This window comes from Paenibacillus sp. S33 (assembly GCF_053615415.1).
Window position 1 is genome coordinate 1,918,962 of the sequence record NZ_JBSIEZ010000001.1, and the last position, 15,572, is coordinate 1,934,533.

The 15,572-nt window shown below is 44.9% G+C and carries 16 protein-coding genes; 8 read left to right on the forward strand and 8 right to left on the reverse strand.

The window, feature by feature from the left end:
• The first annotated feature begins 25 nt into the window (after positions 1 to 25).
• The 3 genes from ACWGXJ_RS09090 to ACWGXJ_RS09100 all read left to right on the forward strand — a co-directional run bounded on the left by ACWGXJ_RS09090 (position 26) and on the right by ACWGXJ_RS09100 (position 3,819).
• The gene (locus ACWGXJ_RS09090; protein ID WP_452566597.1) at positions 26 to 604 is read left to right on the forward strand and encodes a TetR/AcrR family transcriptional regulator; all 579 of its coding nucleotides are present in this window, start codon (positions 26 to 28) and stop codon (positions 602 to 604) included.
• 122 nt (positions 605 to 726) lie between these two features.
• Entirely contained in the window at positions 727 to 2,676 is a 1,950-nt protein-coding gene (locus tag ACWGXJ_RS09095) for an ABC-F family ATP-binding cassette domain-containing protein (protein ID WP_452566598.1), read from the forward strand.
• Between the two features lie 153 nt (positions 2,677 to 2,829).
• Positions 2,830 to 3,819, forward strand: a complete 990-nt coding sequence (locus ACWGXJ_RS09100; protein ID WP_452566599.1) for an aldo/keto reductase family protein — start codon at positions 2,830 to 2,832, stop codon at positions 3,817 to 3,819.
• Positions 3,820 to 3,838: 19 nt separating this feature from the next.
• Here the strand turns inward: ACWGXJ_RS09100 and ACWGXJ_RS09105 are convergent, their stop codons facing one another.
• The 6 genes from ACWGXJ_RS09105 to ACWGXJ_RS09130 all read right to left on the reverse strand — a co-directional run bounded on the left by ACWGXJ_RS09105 (position 3,839) and on the right by ACWGXJ_RS09130 (position 8,767).
• Positions 3,839 to 4,738 (reverse strand): LysR substrate-binding domain-containing protein, encoded by a 900-nt coding sequence (locus tag ACWGXJ_RS09105; protein WP_322159244.1) that lies wholly within the window; start codon positions 4,736 to 4,738, stop codon positions 3,839 to 3,841.
• Between the two features lie 73 nt (positions 4,739 to 4,811).
• Entirely contained in the window at positions 4,812 to 5,849 is a 1,038-nt protein-coding gene (locus ACWGXJ_RS09110; RefSeq protein ID WP_452566600.1) for a M42 family metallopeptidase, read from the reverse strand.
• Between the two features lie 13 nt (positions 5,850 to 5,862).
• The gene (locus tag ACWGXJ_RS09115) at positions 5,863 to 6,285 is read right to left on the reverse strand and encodes a LapA family protein (protein WP_341161798.1); all 423 of its coding nucleotides are present in this window, start codon (positions 6,283 to 6,285) and stop codon (positions 5,863 to 5,865) included.
• Between the two features lie 56 nt (positions 6,286 to 6,341).
• The gene (pepF, locus tag ACWGXJ_RS09120; RefSeq protein ID WP_068940260.1) at positions 6,342 to 8,138 is read right to left on the reverse strand and encodes an oligoendopeptidase F; all 1,797 of its coding nucleotides are present in this window, start codon (positions 8,136 to 8,138) and stop codon (positions 6,342 to 6,344) included.
• Between the two features lie 199 nt (positions 8,139 to 8,337).
• Positions 8,338 to 8,526: a hypothetical protein gene (locus ACWGXJ_RS09125; protein WP_025715827.1), complete on the reverse strand. Its 189-nt coding sequence runs from the start codon at positions 8,524 to 8,526 to the stop codon at positions 8,338 to 8,340.
• A gap of 7 nt (positions 8,527 to 8,533) precedes the next feature.
• Positions 8,534 to 8,767 carry a hypothetical protein gene (locus tag ACWGXJ_RS09130; RefSeq protein WP_013309704.1) on the reverse strand — a complete coding sequence of 78 codons (234 nt, stop codon included), beginning with the start codon at positions 8,765 to 8,767 and terminating at the stop codon, positions 8,534 to 8,536.
• Positions 8,768 to 8,940: 173 nt separating this feature from the next.
• On the opposite strand from ACWGXJ_RS09130, the gene ACWGXJ_RS09135 reads away from it, so the two are divergent.
• From ACWGXJ_RS09135 to ACWGXJ_RS09155, 5 genes are all read left to right on the forward strand, one after another.
• Positions 8,941 to 9,138 (forward strand): cold shock domain-containing protein, encoded by a 198-nt coding sequence (locus tag ACWGXJ_RS09135; RefSeq protein ID WP_013309706.1) that lies wholly within the window; start codon positions 8,941 to 8,943, stop codon positions 9,136 to 9,138.
• A gap of 208 nt (positions 9,139 to 9,346) precedes the next feature.
• Positions 9,347 to 10,129: an MATE family efflux transporter gene (locus ACWGXJ_RS09140; protein WP_452566601.1), complete on the forward strand. Its 783-nt coding sequence runs from the start codon at positions 9,347 to 9,349 to the stop codon at positions 10,127 to 10,129.
• 237 nt (positions 10,130 to 10,366) lie between these two features.
• Positions 10,367 to 11,446 (forward strand): tetraprenyl-beta-curcumene synthase family protein, encoded by a 1,080-nt coding sequence (locus ACWGXJ_RS09145; protein WP_061828604.1) that lies wholly within the window; start codon positions 10,367 to 10,369, stop codon positions 11,444 to 11,446.
• Positions 11,447 to 11,469: 23 nt separating this feature from the next.
• Complete coding sequence (pfkA, locus tag ACWGXJ_RS09150) at positions 11,470 to 12,441, forward strand: 6-phosphofructokinase (protein ID WP_061828603.1); 972 nt, start codon at positions 11,470 to 11,472, stop codon at positions 12,439 to 12,441.
• Positions 12,442 to 12,558: 117 nt separating this feature from the next.
• On the forward strand, positions 12,559 to 12,768 hold the full coding sequence (locus ACWGXJ_RS09155; protein WP_013309710.1) for a DUF3906 family protein: 210 nt from the start codon (positions 12,559 to 12,561) through the stop codon (positions 12,766 to 12,768).
• Here ACWGXJ_RS09155 and ACWGXJ_RS09160 read toward each other — a convergent pair.
• Positions 12,765 to 14,135 carry an MATE family efflux transporter gene (locus tag ACWGXJ_RS09160; RefSeq protein ID WP_452566602.1) on the reverse strand — a complete coding sequence of 457 codons (1,371 nt, stop codon included), beginning with the start codon at positions 14,133 to 14,135 and terminating at the stop codon, positions 12,765 to 12,767. The genes ACWGXJ_RS09155 and ACWGXJ_RS09160 overlap by 4 nt on opposite strands.
• Before the next feature lie 196 nt (positions 14,136 to 14,331).
• The gene (locus tag ACWGXJ_RS09165; protein ID WP_452566603.1) at positions 14,332 to 15,510 is read right to left on the reverse strand and encodes a putative glycoside hydrolase; all 1,179 of its coding nucleotides are present in this window, start codon (positions 15,508 to 15,510) and stop codon (positions 14,332 to 14,334) included.
• Positions 15,511 to 15,572: the final 62 nt, after the last annotated feature.

The window sequence follows — 15,572 nt, forward strand, 5'->3', positions numbered from 1 at the left end:
AATCCTTGTATAAGGAGGTGCTAAGATGGGCGATATACACAGAGATAAATATGAAGCTATTTTGGACGCAGCTTACGCCGTCTTTGGCACCAAAGGCTTCTATGAAAGCAAAATTTCCGAGATTGCAGAACAAGCGGGAGTTGCCAAAGGCACAGTATACTTGTACTTTAAAAGCAAAGAGCAGCTATTTACAGCAGTCACACGTAGAGATTGCGAGCAATACCTAGCCGAAATGCAAGGTGCATTAATCAATCGTGCTTTGGGAGAAGGACTGCTGCGGATGGCAAATTTGCATCTGCACTACTATTTCAAGCGTAAGCAGCATACTAAATTATTTTTTATGACCCCTAACAGTGACCCCGATCTAATGGAGTTTATGCGGGGATTTATTCAGGACTATACTGATTTGGTCAAAAATAAACTGTCGTCAGAGGGTGTACAGCAGTCCGAGTTTCATGCGAAGGCATTCATTGGTATGTTGGAACGCCTAAAAATGGATATTTTATTGAATCAAGATTTCCGCGAATGTTACGTGGATCAGACGGCTGAATTAGCGGCGAACTTATTTATGCATGGCTGTAAAGCCGGAATACAAAAATCCTGACACATCTTGTTGCTAAAAAACCGTACTGACTTCGTTCAGGTAACGGTTTTTTAATCATTGGCTGTGTCTGTGTTAAAATAAACAGGATGCATCACAAAATTGGGGAAGAGTAGGGAATCCGTATGAATATTATGACCGTTGAACATATAACGAAAAGCTATGGTGAGAAAATGTTGTTTGAGGATGCTTCCTTTGGTATGGGTGAACGTGACAAAATAGGAGTCGTCGGTGTAAATGGCACCGGTAAATCAACGTTTTTACGGGTAATTTCCGGATTAGAGCCGCCAGATGATGGCAATATTGCAGTGAACAACGATGTGCGAATTCAGTATCTAGCACAAAATCCGGAGTTTGATCCCGAAATGAAGGTACTCCAGCATATTTTTCATGGCAACCAGCCTGAGATGAAAGCGGTCCGAGAATATACGGAAACCATGGAGTTGTTGGAGTTAAATCCGGGTAGCGAGGAGCTTCAAAACCGTCTATTGCGAGCAAGTCAGCAAATGGATACGTTCCAGGCATGGCAGCTAGAGAGTGAGGCCAAAAATATACTTACCCGGCTGGGGATCACTCAGTTTGAGTCTCGTATGGGCGTTCTATCCGGCGGGCAGCGCAAGCGGGTGGCTTTGGCGGCGGCTTTGATCCAACCCTGCGAGCTGCTCATTCTGGACGAGCCTACAAACCACATTGATAATGAGTCCGTTGAATGGTTGGAGCAATATTTGCAAAAAAGACGTGGTGCGTTGTTAATGATCACGCATGATCGCTATTTTCTGGATAGAGTTGCAAATGTCATGTTGGAGCTGGATCATGGCCGCCTTTTCCGTTATGAGGCTAACTATACCCGTTTTCTGGAGTTGAAGGCAGAACGTGAGGAGCGGGAAGCGTCAACGGAACAAAAAAGGAAGAACCTGCTGCGTAATGAACTGGCCTGGATTCGCCGTGGAGCAAAGGCTCGTTCCACCAAGCAGAAAGCGCGTATTGACCGATATGAGCAGCTTAGGGATCAGCAACCGGAAGCTCGTTCTGGATCTGTAGATATGTCCGTCGCCTCCACACGTCTGGGTAAAAAGATCTTGGAGATCGAGCATCTGTCCAAATCGGTAGATTCTCGTAAGCTGATACAGGATTTGAGCTACATTGCGGTTCCTGGTGATCGTGTTGGTATCCTAGGTCCTAACGGTAGTGGGAAATCCACTCTGCTCCAAATGATTGCCCAGCATATAGAACCGGATTCCGGTAACGTTGTGCTGGGACCGACGGTGAAGCTTGGCTATTTTACTCAGGAACATCAGGAAATGAGCGAATCATTACGTGTCATTGAATATATTAAGGAAGAAGCCGAAGTGATTCGTACAGCAGACGGTTCGACGATTACAGCTGCACAAATGCTGGAACGTTTCCTGTTCGCACCAAGCGCGCAATGGACGGTTATTTCCAGGCTGTCCGGAGGCGAAAAACGGCGCTTGTATCTGCTTCGTGTTCTGATGTCGGCACCGAATGTGCTATTACTGGATGAACCAACAAATGATCTGGATATTCAGACTCTTTCCGTTTTGGAAGATTATCTGGATGAATTCCCAGGTGTGGTTTTTATTGTTTCTCATGATCGCTATTTCCTGGATCGGACAGTGGACAAAATACTGGCGTTTGAAGGGGATGGACAGGTACGAGTACATGTAGGGGACTATAGCGAGTATGCAGAATGGATCAGTAAAAATGCTCAATCTACTGTGAATACGTCTGTCTCGACGAGTACGGCTTCCTCGAATCGCTCTTCCGCGCCTAAGTCTGCGGGTCCTTCTGATTCAGTCAAGGAGACAAGTAAAACCAAGCTCAAATTCACCTTCAAGGAACAGCGGGAATATGAGCAAATTGATGAGCTGATTGAACAAGCCGAACAGAAGTTGGCCGACATTCAGCGACAGATGGAAGAGTCTTTCAGTGATTCAGCACGACTACAGGAGCTCATGGCTGAGCAAGTGAAGGCCGAACAGCATCTGGAGCACCAAATGGAACGCTGGACCTACCTGAATGAGCTGGCCGAGCAGATTGAACAAAGTAAATCTTAATAATACAGAAGCAAGTCACCATTCAGAGTGGAGGCTTGCTTTTTTTATCGAATTATTAATATGTTTTTCATATTAAAAGTGCGTTAATTATATATTTCTAATATTAAATTACGGTGGGTATAATGGATTGCATATGGGAGGGAGGAATTGAAAATGGAATATCGTAAACTTGGAAAAAGTGGATTAATGGTAAGTGAGATCGCATTGGGAAACTGGATCACCCACGGTGCTCAAGTGGATGATACTATAGCGCAAGCCTGTGTAAACGCTGCACTAGACTCAGGGATTACCACGTTTGATACTGCTGATGTGTATTCGGATACCATGGCGGAAACGGTTTTAGGTCATTCTTTAAAGGGAATACGCCGTGAAAGTATTGAATTATGTACTAAGGTTTTTCATCCCACAGGTACCGGACAGAATGATAGAGGGCTGTCTCGCAAACATATCATGGAGGCCTGCCATGCTTCTCTTCGACGCCTGCAAACGGATTATATTGATGTATATTATGCACACCGTTTTGATCCAACCGTATCGCTTGAAGAAACTTTTTTGGCCTTATCCGACTTGGTGCGGCAAGGGAAGGTTTTGTATGTAGGAGTAAGCGAGTGGACAGCAGAGCAGATAAAGCAAGGAGCCGCTCTGGCTAAGGAATTAAAGGTCCCTTTCGTGGCAAGTCAGCCCCAATATTCCATGCTGTGGCGTGTCATTGAAGCTGAAGTGATTCCCGCTTGTGAGCAGGAAGGGATTGGGCAGGTGGTTTGGTCACCTCTGGCACAAGGTATTCTTTCTGGTAAATATGCAGCAGACAAGCCGTTACCCGAGGGATCAAGAGCTTCTACGACAGCAGGGTCACCATTTTTCGAACGTTTGGCTGGACAATGGTTACGTAAAGAAGTCCTTTTGGCAGTAAAGAAAATTCAGCCGATTGCAGAAGAATGCGGACTGACGCTACCCCAGCTTGCAGTCGCATGGGTTTTACAAAACCCGCAAGTGTCCTCAGCTATTATCGGTGCTTCCAAGCCCGAGCAGGTTAAAGAGAACGTAAAAGCCGCGGGTGTCCGTCTAGATGAGCAGGTCATGAGGCAATTGGATAGCATTTTAAATGGTGTTGTTGAACGTGATCCGAGAAAAACAGGTTAAGATATACGATCAAGGAGATTTACATGTCTAACTCTTCGTTACAAGCTGTTTCTTCAACCACTTCCAGAAAATGAGTCAGAACAGTTTCGTGTGTACCTGTTTTCCATGCAGCATAAAGTGGGATGGACGGAGACTCTTCTTGAAAGGAACGAAATACGACATCACTGCGTTGAAAGACAGAAACGGAAGAGGGGACAATGGAGATACCTATCCCGGCCGCTACCAAGTTAACGATCGTATACATTTGAACGGCTTCCTGTACGATTTGAGGCTGAAATCCGTGTTGTCCGCAAAAGTCCAGTATGAGGTTATGAAAAGAAGCTCCCATATGAGGCGGAGACAGGATAAAAGATTCGTCCGCTAATGAACGTAAAGACAAGGTTGAATGGTGGGCTAACGGATGTGTTTGAGGAAGAACGGCCATGAGTGATTCATTGGTGTAAAGACGAGAAGTGATATGTATAGATGGATCTGCACAGCGCAGGAAGCCCACATGAACTTTGCCATCGTGTATAGCTTTCAGTTGTTGGACAGATGTCATTTCAAATAACGTAAGCTTCACATCTGGAAAACGCTCTCGGAATTTCTTCAAGGCATTAACCATCAGACTGCCAGAGGCTGAATCTACAAAAGCGATGGATAATTGTCCGAATTTCCCCTGACTTGCAAGCTGTGTGATCTTGATGGATCTTTCCAATTGTGCAACCATGTTTCTGGATTCTTCTAAAAATATCGCTCCTGCTGACGTAAGTCGAACTTGTCTCTTGGTTCGTTCTAAAAGCTTCACGCCAAGCTCTTCTTCAAGGCTTTGAATTTGTTGGCTCAAGGGAGGTTGGGTGATATTCAGTTTTTTCGCAGCACGGTTAAAATGTAGTTCTTCCGCTACTGCGATAAAGTAACGTAGTTTTTTCAGATCCATAGCTGTGATTTCCTTTCACTAAGCCTTCACCGACCTATTCTCCAGTGGAACAGGTCGGTTTTTATCGTTCGAATTAAACCATCACATAAGCTGCAAGCAGACGTGCAGTGTTCACCACGGCCTGCTTGTGCGTGCGCTCCATGGCATGGGAGGCGTGTACGCCAGGGCCGATCAACGCAGCACGGATGTTATTACCGGCTCTTAGTGCAGCCGAAGCGTCCGAACCGTAGTGCGGATAAATATCTACCGCATACGGAATATTCAGCTCTTTGGCAAGCTCAATCAGACGGGTCGTCATAGTATAGTCATAAGGTCCGGAGGAATCCTTGGCACAGATAGAAACATCCGTTTCCTTGCAGCTCAGATCTTCACCCATACAGCCCATGTCGACAGCTATCATCTCACTGATTCCTTCGGGTATGTAAGCCGCTCCGTGCCCCACTTCCTCGTAGTTGGAAATGAGCAATTTAACGGTATGTCGAGGCTTCCAGTTTCCATGTACAGCAGATTCCAGTAGACCAAACAGTGCAGCTACACTAGCTTTATCATCCAGATGCCGTGACTTGATAAATCCACTCGGTGTTACGACTGGACGCGCATCGAACGAGATAAAATCGCCCACCGCAATACCGAGCTGAAGCACGTCTTCTTTTGACTCAACAAGCTCGTCAATCCGAACCTCCATGTGGCTCTCCTTGCGCTCAAAGCTTCGTGCATCATCATAGACGTGCACGGATGGATGGCTGGACAGAATAGTGCCTGTATACGTTTGTCCGCTTCGGGTATGAATAAGGCAGTATTCGTTCTCAATGCTGTTCATCATGAAGCCGCCGACGGATGTCAGACGTAGGGTGCCTTGCGCTGTAATGGAACGCACCATTGCGCCCAATGTATCCACATGTGCGCTCAGCGCCACCGTATGGTCCGTTTCCTGACCTTTCAGAGTCAAGATGGCACCGCCTTTTGCATTCCATTCGATTTGTACCCCGAGGCTTTCCGCTTCTTTACGAATCAGCTCCATCACATGGTGTGTATACCCACTGGGACTGGGTGTGTTCAGTAGCTGATTTAAAAAGTTCATCATATAATCTTCATTTAATTGAATCGTCATTTGTTGCTCCTCCTCATTTGGACAACCGATCAGGGTTAGAGGACGGTTGCTCTATATCTTGGTCGAATGTAGACCCTGTGCTGGAAGAACCCGTCGCGTTATAGGTCACATCCGCGTTTGCTTCCACCGTGGATGTGTGCTCTTCTTGTAGTGTATGAAGCTGAGTAGTCAGACGTTTAATCTCTCTCTGAAGCCTATATTGGCGGAAAATACCGAAAGAACCGACAATAAGTCCACCTAGAAGAGTGCAACCAAGAATAAGCAAAATCAAAGGAATGCTAACCCTACTGAATAGAAGGTTCACTTGAACCGAATTCACATTAATAACAGCAAATACAGCTGTTAACAAAGCAATAACAAGAGCTGCGATCAAAGACCATTGTGTTTTCAAAATGCCACCTCCTCCCGTTACATTATAAAATCCCTTGCCCGCCATGGACAAGGGATTTATCCGTGCATCATTTCAATGCTGGATTTTAAGTGCGCACGGTTTTACTTTCCTTCAGTTAGCTTTTCCATTTCTGTAATGACTTCTTCGAATACGCTCATCGCTTCGCGGATCGGCTGCGGAGAGGACATGTCAACGCCAGCTTTTTTCAAAATATTGATTGAATAATCACTGCCACCGCTCTTCAAGAAGCCCAAGTAACGGTCAACGGCTGGCTGGCCTTCTTCCAGAATCTGTTTCGAGAAACTGGTTGCTGCCGAGAAGCCAGTAGCATACTTGTAGACGTAAAAACTGTTATAAAAATGAGGGATCCGTGCCCATTCCATTTCAATGTCTTTGTCTACCTTCATACCAGGCCCGTGATATTTCACATTCAGATCATAGTAAATCTCTGATAAAAGCTGCGGTGTAAGTGATTCTCCCTGTTCAGCGCGTTCATGTACAATTTTCTCAAATTCCGCAAACATGGTTTGACGGAATACCGTTGTGCGGAATTGATCTGCATAGTAGGTGAGAAGGTACATTTTCTCTTTTGGATCGGTTGATTTGTTCAGCAGGTAGTCCATTAGCAACGCTTCATTGGTTGTGGATGCCACTTCAGCCAGGAAAATGGTGTACTGTGCATCTCTATACTTCAATGCGTTGTCTGAATAGTACGAATGTAACGCATGCCCCATTTCATGAGCAAGTGTGAACATGCTGTTCAGGTTATCTTTATGGTTCAGCAGCACATATGGGTGGGTACCATAAGCTCCCCAACTGTATGCACCAGTACGTTTGTTTTCGTTTTCGTATACATCAATCCAGCGCTCATCATAGCCTTTTTGCAACGAAGCCAGATAGTCCGCGCCCAGTGGCTTAAGGCCTTCCTTTGTTTGCTTTTTGGCGTCTTCATACGTAATGTCCATCTTGTATTCGTCCACAAGTGGAGCGAACAAATCATACATATGGAGCTCATCCACACCTAACAACTTTTTACGCAGCTTGATGTAGCGATGGAGCAGGGGCAAGCTTTCATGAATGGTATCAATGAGATTCGTATACACTTCCTTCGGAATATTGTCACCGTACAGTGACATTTCCAGTACAGAAGGGTATTTGCGAACACGAGAATAAAAAATATTTTTGTTTACATTGGCACTTAGTGTAGAAGCAATTGTATTTTTATTTTTGGCATATGTGTCATATACCGCTTTAAAAGCACGTTCGCGAACTTCGCGGTGCGGACTTTCGAGGAATTGAATGTAGCTGCCATGAGTCAGCTCAACCTCTTTGCCGTTTTCATCCTTAATTTTTGGAAACTTCAGATCGGCATTGTTGAGCATGCCAAAAATCGTTTGCGGGGCTTGAGCCAGATTGCCAACCTGAGCGAGCAACGCTTCTTCTGTCTTGCCCAGAATATGTGCTTTTTCCCGCTTCATTTCTTGAAGTGTAAACCGATAATCTGCAAGCTTCGGATCTTCAATGAAGGCATCGAGCTGATGATCCGGCAATGCCAAAATTTCAGGCGTCACGAAAGAAAGAGACTCGCTAACCTCAACGCCTAATTTTTTGGCTTTTTGCGAAAGACCCTGGTATGTAGGTTCAGCTGTATCCTCATCATGATGCAGATGTGCGTACACATATACACGCTCGGTTTTAAGCGACAATTCATCTTCCAATTTAAAGCAGCTGCCAATCGACTCTGCTGAATTGAGCTTGCCTTGGAATTGTTCAGCCTTTTTGGCTAGTTGTTTGACTTCTTCGTATTCTTGATCCCATGCTTTGCGGTTGGGAAACAAATCTTCCAGTTTCCATGTATTTTCCACTGGCGCATCAGCGCGTTTTACAATTTCACTCATGGAGAGCCTCCTCTGATCGAACGTAATGTGGGGTAGAGCTGCGGCAGTAAGGGACGGATGCCAAAACGAAGAAACCGCCACGCTTACCGTAAGCAGCAGGGCAAGAGGTTTTACAGGATGCATGTAACGGCAGATCCTCCTTATACCATGGCTTATTATGCCATAGTATGACCTCTTACGCCCGAAAGTATAATTTTCCTTACTGTGGGTTGGAACCTATATTTAATAAGCTGTATACAATGAGATAAAAGGCAAGGCAAACCATGATTACAGCAGTGAGGGCCATCCACTTTTTGAGAGGAGTCGGTATCGTATCACGCTTCATGATCAGCACTCCGCCCAGCGTAAAGGCCAGAATAATGAAGATGAGATAGCTGTTGGACACCATGAATAGGCTAGACCTGTTTGAAAGCGTTCATGATCCGCTGCCACTCTTCCTCATTATCTTGAAAGGACTGCTTGGGAAACCGATTTTGAGCCCAATGCATTAGTGCCGGACGGCTTAAAAACGTGTGGGCTTCCTCGCCCCAATCATCGGATATTTCCCGTAGAACGATGTAACGGCCCTGCACCTCGACAGTCATCATGTTCCAATTGTCTTTTTTGTATATTTCGTGTTTTTTCATCATATGCATGTCTCCGATTTTATAGATGTTTTGGTTCATGATACCGCAGTTTCCGCCGCAAAAGCAAATCATTCCAGCCCGAAAAACCCGGAAAAACATCAATTGCATTGTGAAAAAGCATGAAGTATAATATGGATATTCGCCATAGATGGCGGTATTTTTAGGAGGTTGTTCACTTGAAAGGTACAGTTAAATGGTTTAACGCAGAAAAAGGTTATGGCTTCATTCAAATGGATGGTGGCGAGGACGTATTCGTACATTTCTCCGCAATCCAAGGCGACGGCTTTAAAACTTTGGAAGAAGGTCAAGCGGTTGAATTCGAAATTACTGAAGGTAACCGTGGACCCCAAGCAGCTAACGTAATCAAACTGTAAGTGTAACTGAATTGTAAGAATGGTTCCGTTTCTACGGATGTCTTATATATTACGGTTAAACAATGAATTGAGAGCGCAGTTCCTTTAATTTAAGGGACTGCGCTTTTTTGCGTAAATACGTTTATGATATGAGAAGATTGAGCAGGAATAGGGTATTATACTTAATAAAACTAGGCAGAAGACATTTCAAATTGAAGGAGTTGAGAAAATGAGTGCAGCAGAGGCTAGTCGTAAGCCTTCCCTGATTGAAGGTCCTATTGCCAAAACGCTGTTTATGTTCTCTTTGCCGATGCTGTTCGGAAACATTCTGCAATCCCTGAATGGAACGATCAATTCGATCTGGGTGGGGAAGTTTCTGGGAGAAGCCGCATTGACTGCCGCTTCCAACGGAAATATTATAAACGGCTACGGGACAGTGGCAGCAGCAGCTTATACAGCAGCCAATAATTTGTCGAGCTATGTGCAGATGCCAGCAATGGCGTTAGGTGCAGCTGTATCTTCCTTTGCCGCTCAAAATATCGGAGCCGGACGTTGGGATCGAGTGCGCATGACAACCTGGATTGGGATTGTATATAATTTTTTGTTGACTGGTGGAGCTGTGGTATTAATTTACGTGTTTAATCGTCAGGCCTTGCTCATGTTCCTTCCATCTACGGGGGGCGCATTGGAATTGGGTATGCGGATTAATATGATCACCTTGTGGTCTTTTGTTATATTCGGTGTTACCAATGTCATTACAGGTGTTGTTCGATCAACGGGTTCCGTCATGATACCGCTTTTAATTACCATTATTTCATTATGGGGCATTCGTATACCTTTGGCCTATGTATTTGTCGATGAGTATGGTCTAGATGCTGTATGGTGGAGCTTTCCTGTTGGTTTTGCTATTTCTGCCGTAGCAGTCATTTACTATTATGCTTTCGGGAAATGGAAGCAGGCAAGCATGGGAGAGGGAATCCAAGCCATGAAGCCCGCAGAGGACAAGGGATAGGTAGGCCATTTATACTATTTGCGATTAAAGTCTTATAAGGATAGATTTTGTGTAACTCCTATTTTTGACTAATAAAACATTACAGGTATAAAATTCTTTTTGTAAGAACAGCTCATTTCCTTGAATTTTAAAGAAAAAAGTGAGGTTGTTCATTTGTGCTAAAAGGACGATCATATTATAATGGATATGGTTTGGATAGGTATAATTACGTAGACAACAATGTGGAGGCACCGTCATTTGAGTTATGTTGAGCAAGGACGTTATCAAGTACCGAGAGGCCCCATAGGTCTAATGAGCCGAATGTACAAGCACATTCTCCCTGAAACGAAACTAGAATTGAGTAACTGGAAGAGCAAGGCCGAACAAATTCCGGACCCTGAGCTGCGAAGCCAGGCGCTTGCGAGCATAGCGGATAAGACATTTCACTGCGTGGGTGGAGCGGTTTATGCCGCTGCCAATATGTCTGCCCGGCAGACGCTAATTCCGCTGATCGTAGCGTATCAGACCATTAGTGATTATCTGGACAACCTGTGTGATCGCAGTACGTCCATGGACCCGGATGATTTCAGGCTACTGCATCAGGCTATGCTGGATGCAGTTAATCCGACGGCTAGGCCAGTGAATTATTATGAGTTGCGTCGTGAGCAGGAGGATGGCGGTTATTTGACCAGGCTGGTGACAACCTGTCAGTCTTGTGTAAGCAGGCTTCCGGGCTATGAGGCGGCTATGCCTTACGTTCAGGATTTGGCTCGATTATACACGGATTTGCAAGTATACAAGCATATTAAACCCGAGCTGCGGGAACAAGCGCTTTTGGATTGGTGGTCGCTTCATAAAGACCGTACACCAGAGTTGCGCTGGAATGAGTTTGCTGCGGCTACCGGTTCAACTCTGGGGGTCTTTATGCTGTTTCTTGCTGCCAGCGACCAGCATCTGACAGATGCAGGGGCTGCCTCAATACATGCATCGTATTTTCCACATGTGTGCAGTCTTCATATTTTGCTGGATTATCTAATCGATCAAGACGAAGACCGGAAGGGCGGAGATCTTAACTTTTGCAATTATTATGAAGATACCGACATGGTGCTAGACCGGATCGCCTACGTTGTGAATCGGGCGCGGGCTGATATTGCAGATGTCCCTGCCAGCTCCTTTCACCGGATGATTATCGAGGGATTGCTGGCTTTATATTTATCCGACCCTAAAGTTAGCGAGCAGCAGGACGTTCGCGCTGTTTCGAGACGTTTAATGAAAAATAGTCCGCTCATGCGTTTGTTTTTCTTATTAAACAGTCGATGGATAAGAAGGCTTATATGATTATTTTGAGGAGGTCATAAATCATGACAGCAGTTAAGAAAATTGCAGTATTAACAAGTGGTGGAGATTCACAAGGGATGAACGCGGCAGTTCGCGCCGTCGTACGTAGCGGATTGTATTTTGGACTGGAGGTATTCGGGATTCAACGTGGGTATCAAGGCCTTTTGAACGACGATATTTTTCCAATGGATCTGAGAAGCGTCGGAGATATCATCCAACGTGGGGGAACTGTACTTCAATCTGCAAGATGCCTGGAATTTACGACTGAAGAAGGGCAGAAAAAAGGCGCTCAAATTTTGCGTAACCGTGGAATTGACGGCGTAGTCGTGATTGGTGGCGACGGTTCCTACCAAGGAGCTAACAAACTGACCAAGCAAGGCATTAAAACGATGTGTCTTCCGGGTACGATTGACAACGACATTTCCTTCACGGACTACACTATTGGTTTTGATACGGCGGTTAGTATCGTAGTGGACGCAATCAACAAGCTGCGTGATACGATGTCATCCCATGAACGTTCTTCTATCGTGGAAGTTATGGGACGTCATTGTGGTGATATTGCTCTGCATGCGGGTCTGGCTTCTGGCGCAGAAACGATTTTGGTGCCTGAGGTAGAATTTGACCTGAACGAAGTATCCGACCGGATGAAACAAAACTTTAAGCATGGTAAACGCCACAGTATCATTATCGTTGCTGAGGGTGTAGGCAAAGGCGAAACAGTAGCACAAGTTATCCAAGAAAACTGTCCGGATTATGAGCCTCGTGTTACAGTGCTTGGACACATCCAACGTGGAGGCACACCAACAGCGTTTGACCGCAACCTGGCGAGCCGTTTGGGTGACTTTGCTGTTCGCCAATTGATCGAGGGCATATCTGACAAGGCTTGCGGAATGATCGACGGTAAGTTGGTAGCTACAGATATTGACAAGGTTGTAAATACCAAAAAAGATTTCAATATGGAGCTTTATGAGCTGGCCTTGCGTTTGTCCCAATAATAAGAGCCTTTATGTAAAATAGATCGGCTCTGATATTGGAAATGATCAAAATTATGCGGATGACCCGAGTCATCCGCTATTTTTTTAGCTTTGAGTCCTATCAGGAGGTAGTCATATATGTACCTATTCAAAATCGAAGTGGACAGTTCGGAAGGAGCGCTGACCGTCATTCTCGCTGCTGAAAATGAAGAACAGGCATTTGAAGAGATTGAACAACATGTGGAGAGACACTTTCTATATCCTCCCAAGCTGAACGAAGTGGCTATTGTGGAGAAAAAACGAATAACTTTAGGCGCAGCATATGTAATCGAGACACGCAAAGGCTAAATAGCCTCTGCGTGTTGTTTTTTTTCGGCGAAACGACGTTGTACTCTCACCAGACGCCAGAGAAGTAAAATAGCGCCTACTGCCAACCCTGTTATCAAACCGATCCAGTAGCCGTAGGGCCCCAATGAAGTCCAGCGTGCCAGTATATATCCTACAGGAAGCCCAATGACCCAATAGGAGAGGAATGTGAGCAAAAAGGCTGGATTGACGTCTTTATACCCGCGTAGCGCTCCTTGTGTAGGTGTAGCGACAGCATCAGATATCTGAAAGAAAATCGCATAGATTAGAAAATGCTGTGCCAATTGAATGACCTGCGGATCGGTGGAGTAAAGTCGAGCGACCTGTTCACCCCAGATAAGCAGTACAATAGCTGTAATCAGTGATAGACCTACTGCGCTGCTAATTCCCATTACACTATAAGCTTTGGCATCCCGCGGACGAGCAGCCCCTGTTTCATAGCCAACTAGAATCGTAAGTGCCATGCAAATGCTGAGTGGAATCATATACAGCGTAGATGCAAAGTTCATGGCGGCCTGATGTGCGGCTATGGTAGCTGTATTATAGCTACTCATGAAGAGAGTGACGGCTGAAAAGACGGCAGTCTCAAAAAATATAGCAAATCCAATCGGTACGCCAATCTTGATGAGCTCTTTCAAAGCACCAGCGGCAATCCCGTATATTTTGCTGAAGATTCGGTATTCGGCAAATATTTTTCCACGATGCGTAGTGATACAGGCGACCAGCATGATGATCCAGTAGGTGGTTGCCGTTGCCACTCCGGAGCCTACACCTCCCAGACGCGGAAAACCCCAGTTTCCGTAAATAAGAAGATAGTTTAACAATACATTGATGGGTAATGACATGAGCGTGATGAACATCGTAAAGCGGGTTTGTCCCAATGCATCCATAAAGCTTCGGAGTACAGTGTAGGCAAATAGAGGAACAATCCCGAAAGCCATCGCACAAAGGTAGTATAGTGCCACATTATGAACTCTTAATTCCAAATTCATACCGTTCAAAATAGGCTTGACCAAAATGATGCCAGCAATCAAAACGACCATAGACAGGGCGAGAGAGAGCCAAAGTGCTTGAATGACATAGTAGGAGACTTTATCTTTGCGCTGTGCTCCTACCAATTGAGATACAATGGGCGTGATAGCCATAAGTATTCCGTTAAGGCCTGTTTGTACAGGAACCCATAGACTTACTCCAATGGCTACTCCAGCCAGATCGGCAGGGGAAAAGTGTCCCGACATATTCGTATCAAAAAAAGTCATGGCAGATAGTGCAAGCTGGGTAATCAGGATAGGGAACAAAATGTAGAAAAGTTGCTTCCATTTCTGTCCCGTTGTTAGAGTCAATTGCATTTTTGTTTTCCTCATTTACTAGGGATTGATTATTCGTATGTATCATAACATGTAAGTATTTATTGTAAGGGATACCGATACATTTGAACAGTAATAAAAAAGACTGCACCCGTTCGCCAAACAACGGGACAGCCTTCGAAATGATTATATAATTTCTAAATTTTATATAAAATAATAAAAAGTCCGGAGAGATAAATTATTTGTATGTTACTCCGCTAGTATAGCGGTTTGTGGCATTCCAAAGTAAATATTCGTCCACTTTCATATCCTTAAGCGCTCGAATTTGGTCCTCTACTTGAGTTTTTCCATACTTAGCATAATGTCCGCTCCCCAACCAACTTGCGGTAAAATCCTGGATCCAAGGACGAATAATTGGCTTTAGCTTGCCCGTCGGATCAAGCTTTTTGTGTGTATCGGCCATGGAGCCTTTAATCGTCTGGTATGGATTCTTATCGGGGTCTTTTACACCGAACCAGCCTGTGGTGTAGTGACTTGGATAAACCATGGGCGAAATGACATCCACATTTTCGGAGATTTTAGTGAAATCCTGTCCGATCCCCTCCGCAGCAGGAACGGATGCGGCATATCCGAAAATATCTACCGATACTCGTACACCTAATGGAGCAAGCTCTTTACGGGCATATTGTACGAATTCAGCGACTGCATCCGAGCGGGATTGATCTGATTTGGTATATTTCAGCTTGTCTGCTCTTTTCTCAAAGCCTTCGGGGAAACGTACATAGTCAAATTGAATTTCCTTAAAACCACGTTTGGCTGCTTCCTTAGCGATGGCGATATTATAATCCCATACTTCTTTATTATAGGGATTGACGAACCCGTCTCCTTTGCCGTTTTTCCAGACAGAGCCGTCAGGGTTACGGAAAGACATCTCGGGATTTTTGTTAGCCAGTACCGTATCTTTAAATACGACAATACGAGCAATCGGGTAAACATTATGCTTTTTCAATCGGTCCATCAAACCGGAAATATCCCGAATGAATTTTTGCGGCTTGCCCAATTTGAGCCACTCGGGATTGGTCGTTGGATAAGTGATGTAACCTGCATCGTCTTTAATATCAATAACCATGGAATTGAGCTCTGTCTTGTCAAGCAGTTCAAGCAGCTGAGTCATACGCGAACCGCCTGCGCTATAAGCCGTGACATAGATGCCCTTGATAGCAGGAGTCGTCGGTTGTGGGTCAATTTTAACTGGAGGATTAGAGGCATCCACCTTCATATTATTGTGCTGAGCCTGGATCATGGCGCTACTAATTGTTGTTGCCACCGTATCTTTTACATTTGGAGCGTTGGCTGACTGATCGCCGTTTCCGCCTATCCCCATCGCCAATAGCATAATTGCCCAAATCATATTCATTTCCTAACTCTCTCCCTTATGTATGTCGCTTACCTGATTATACGTAAAGTTATGTATCGAAA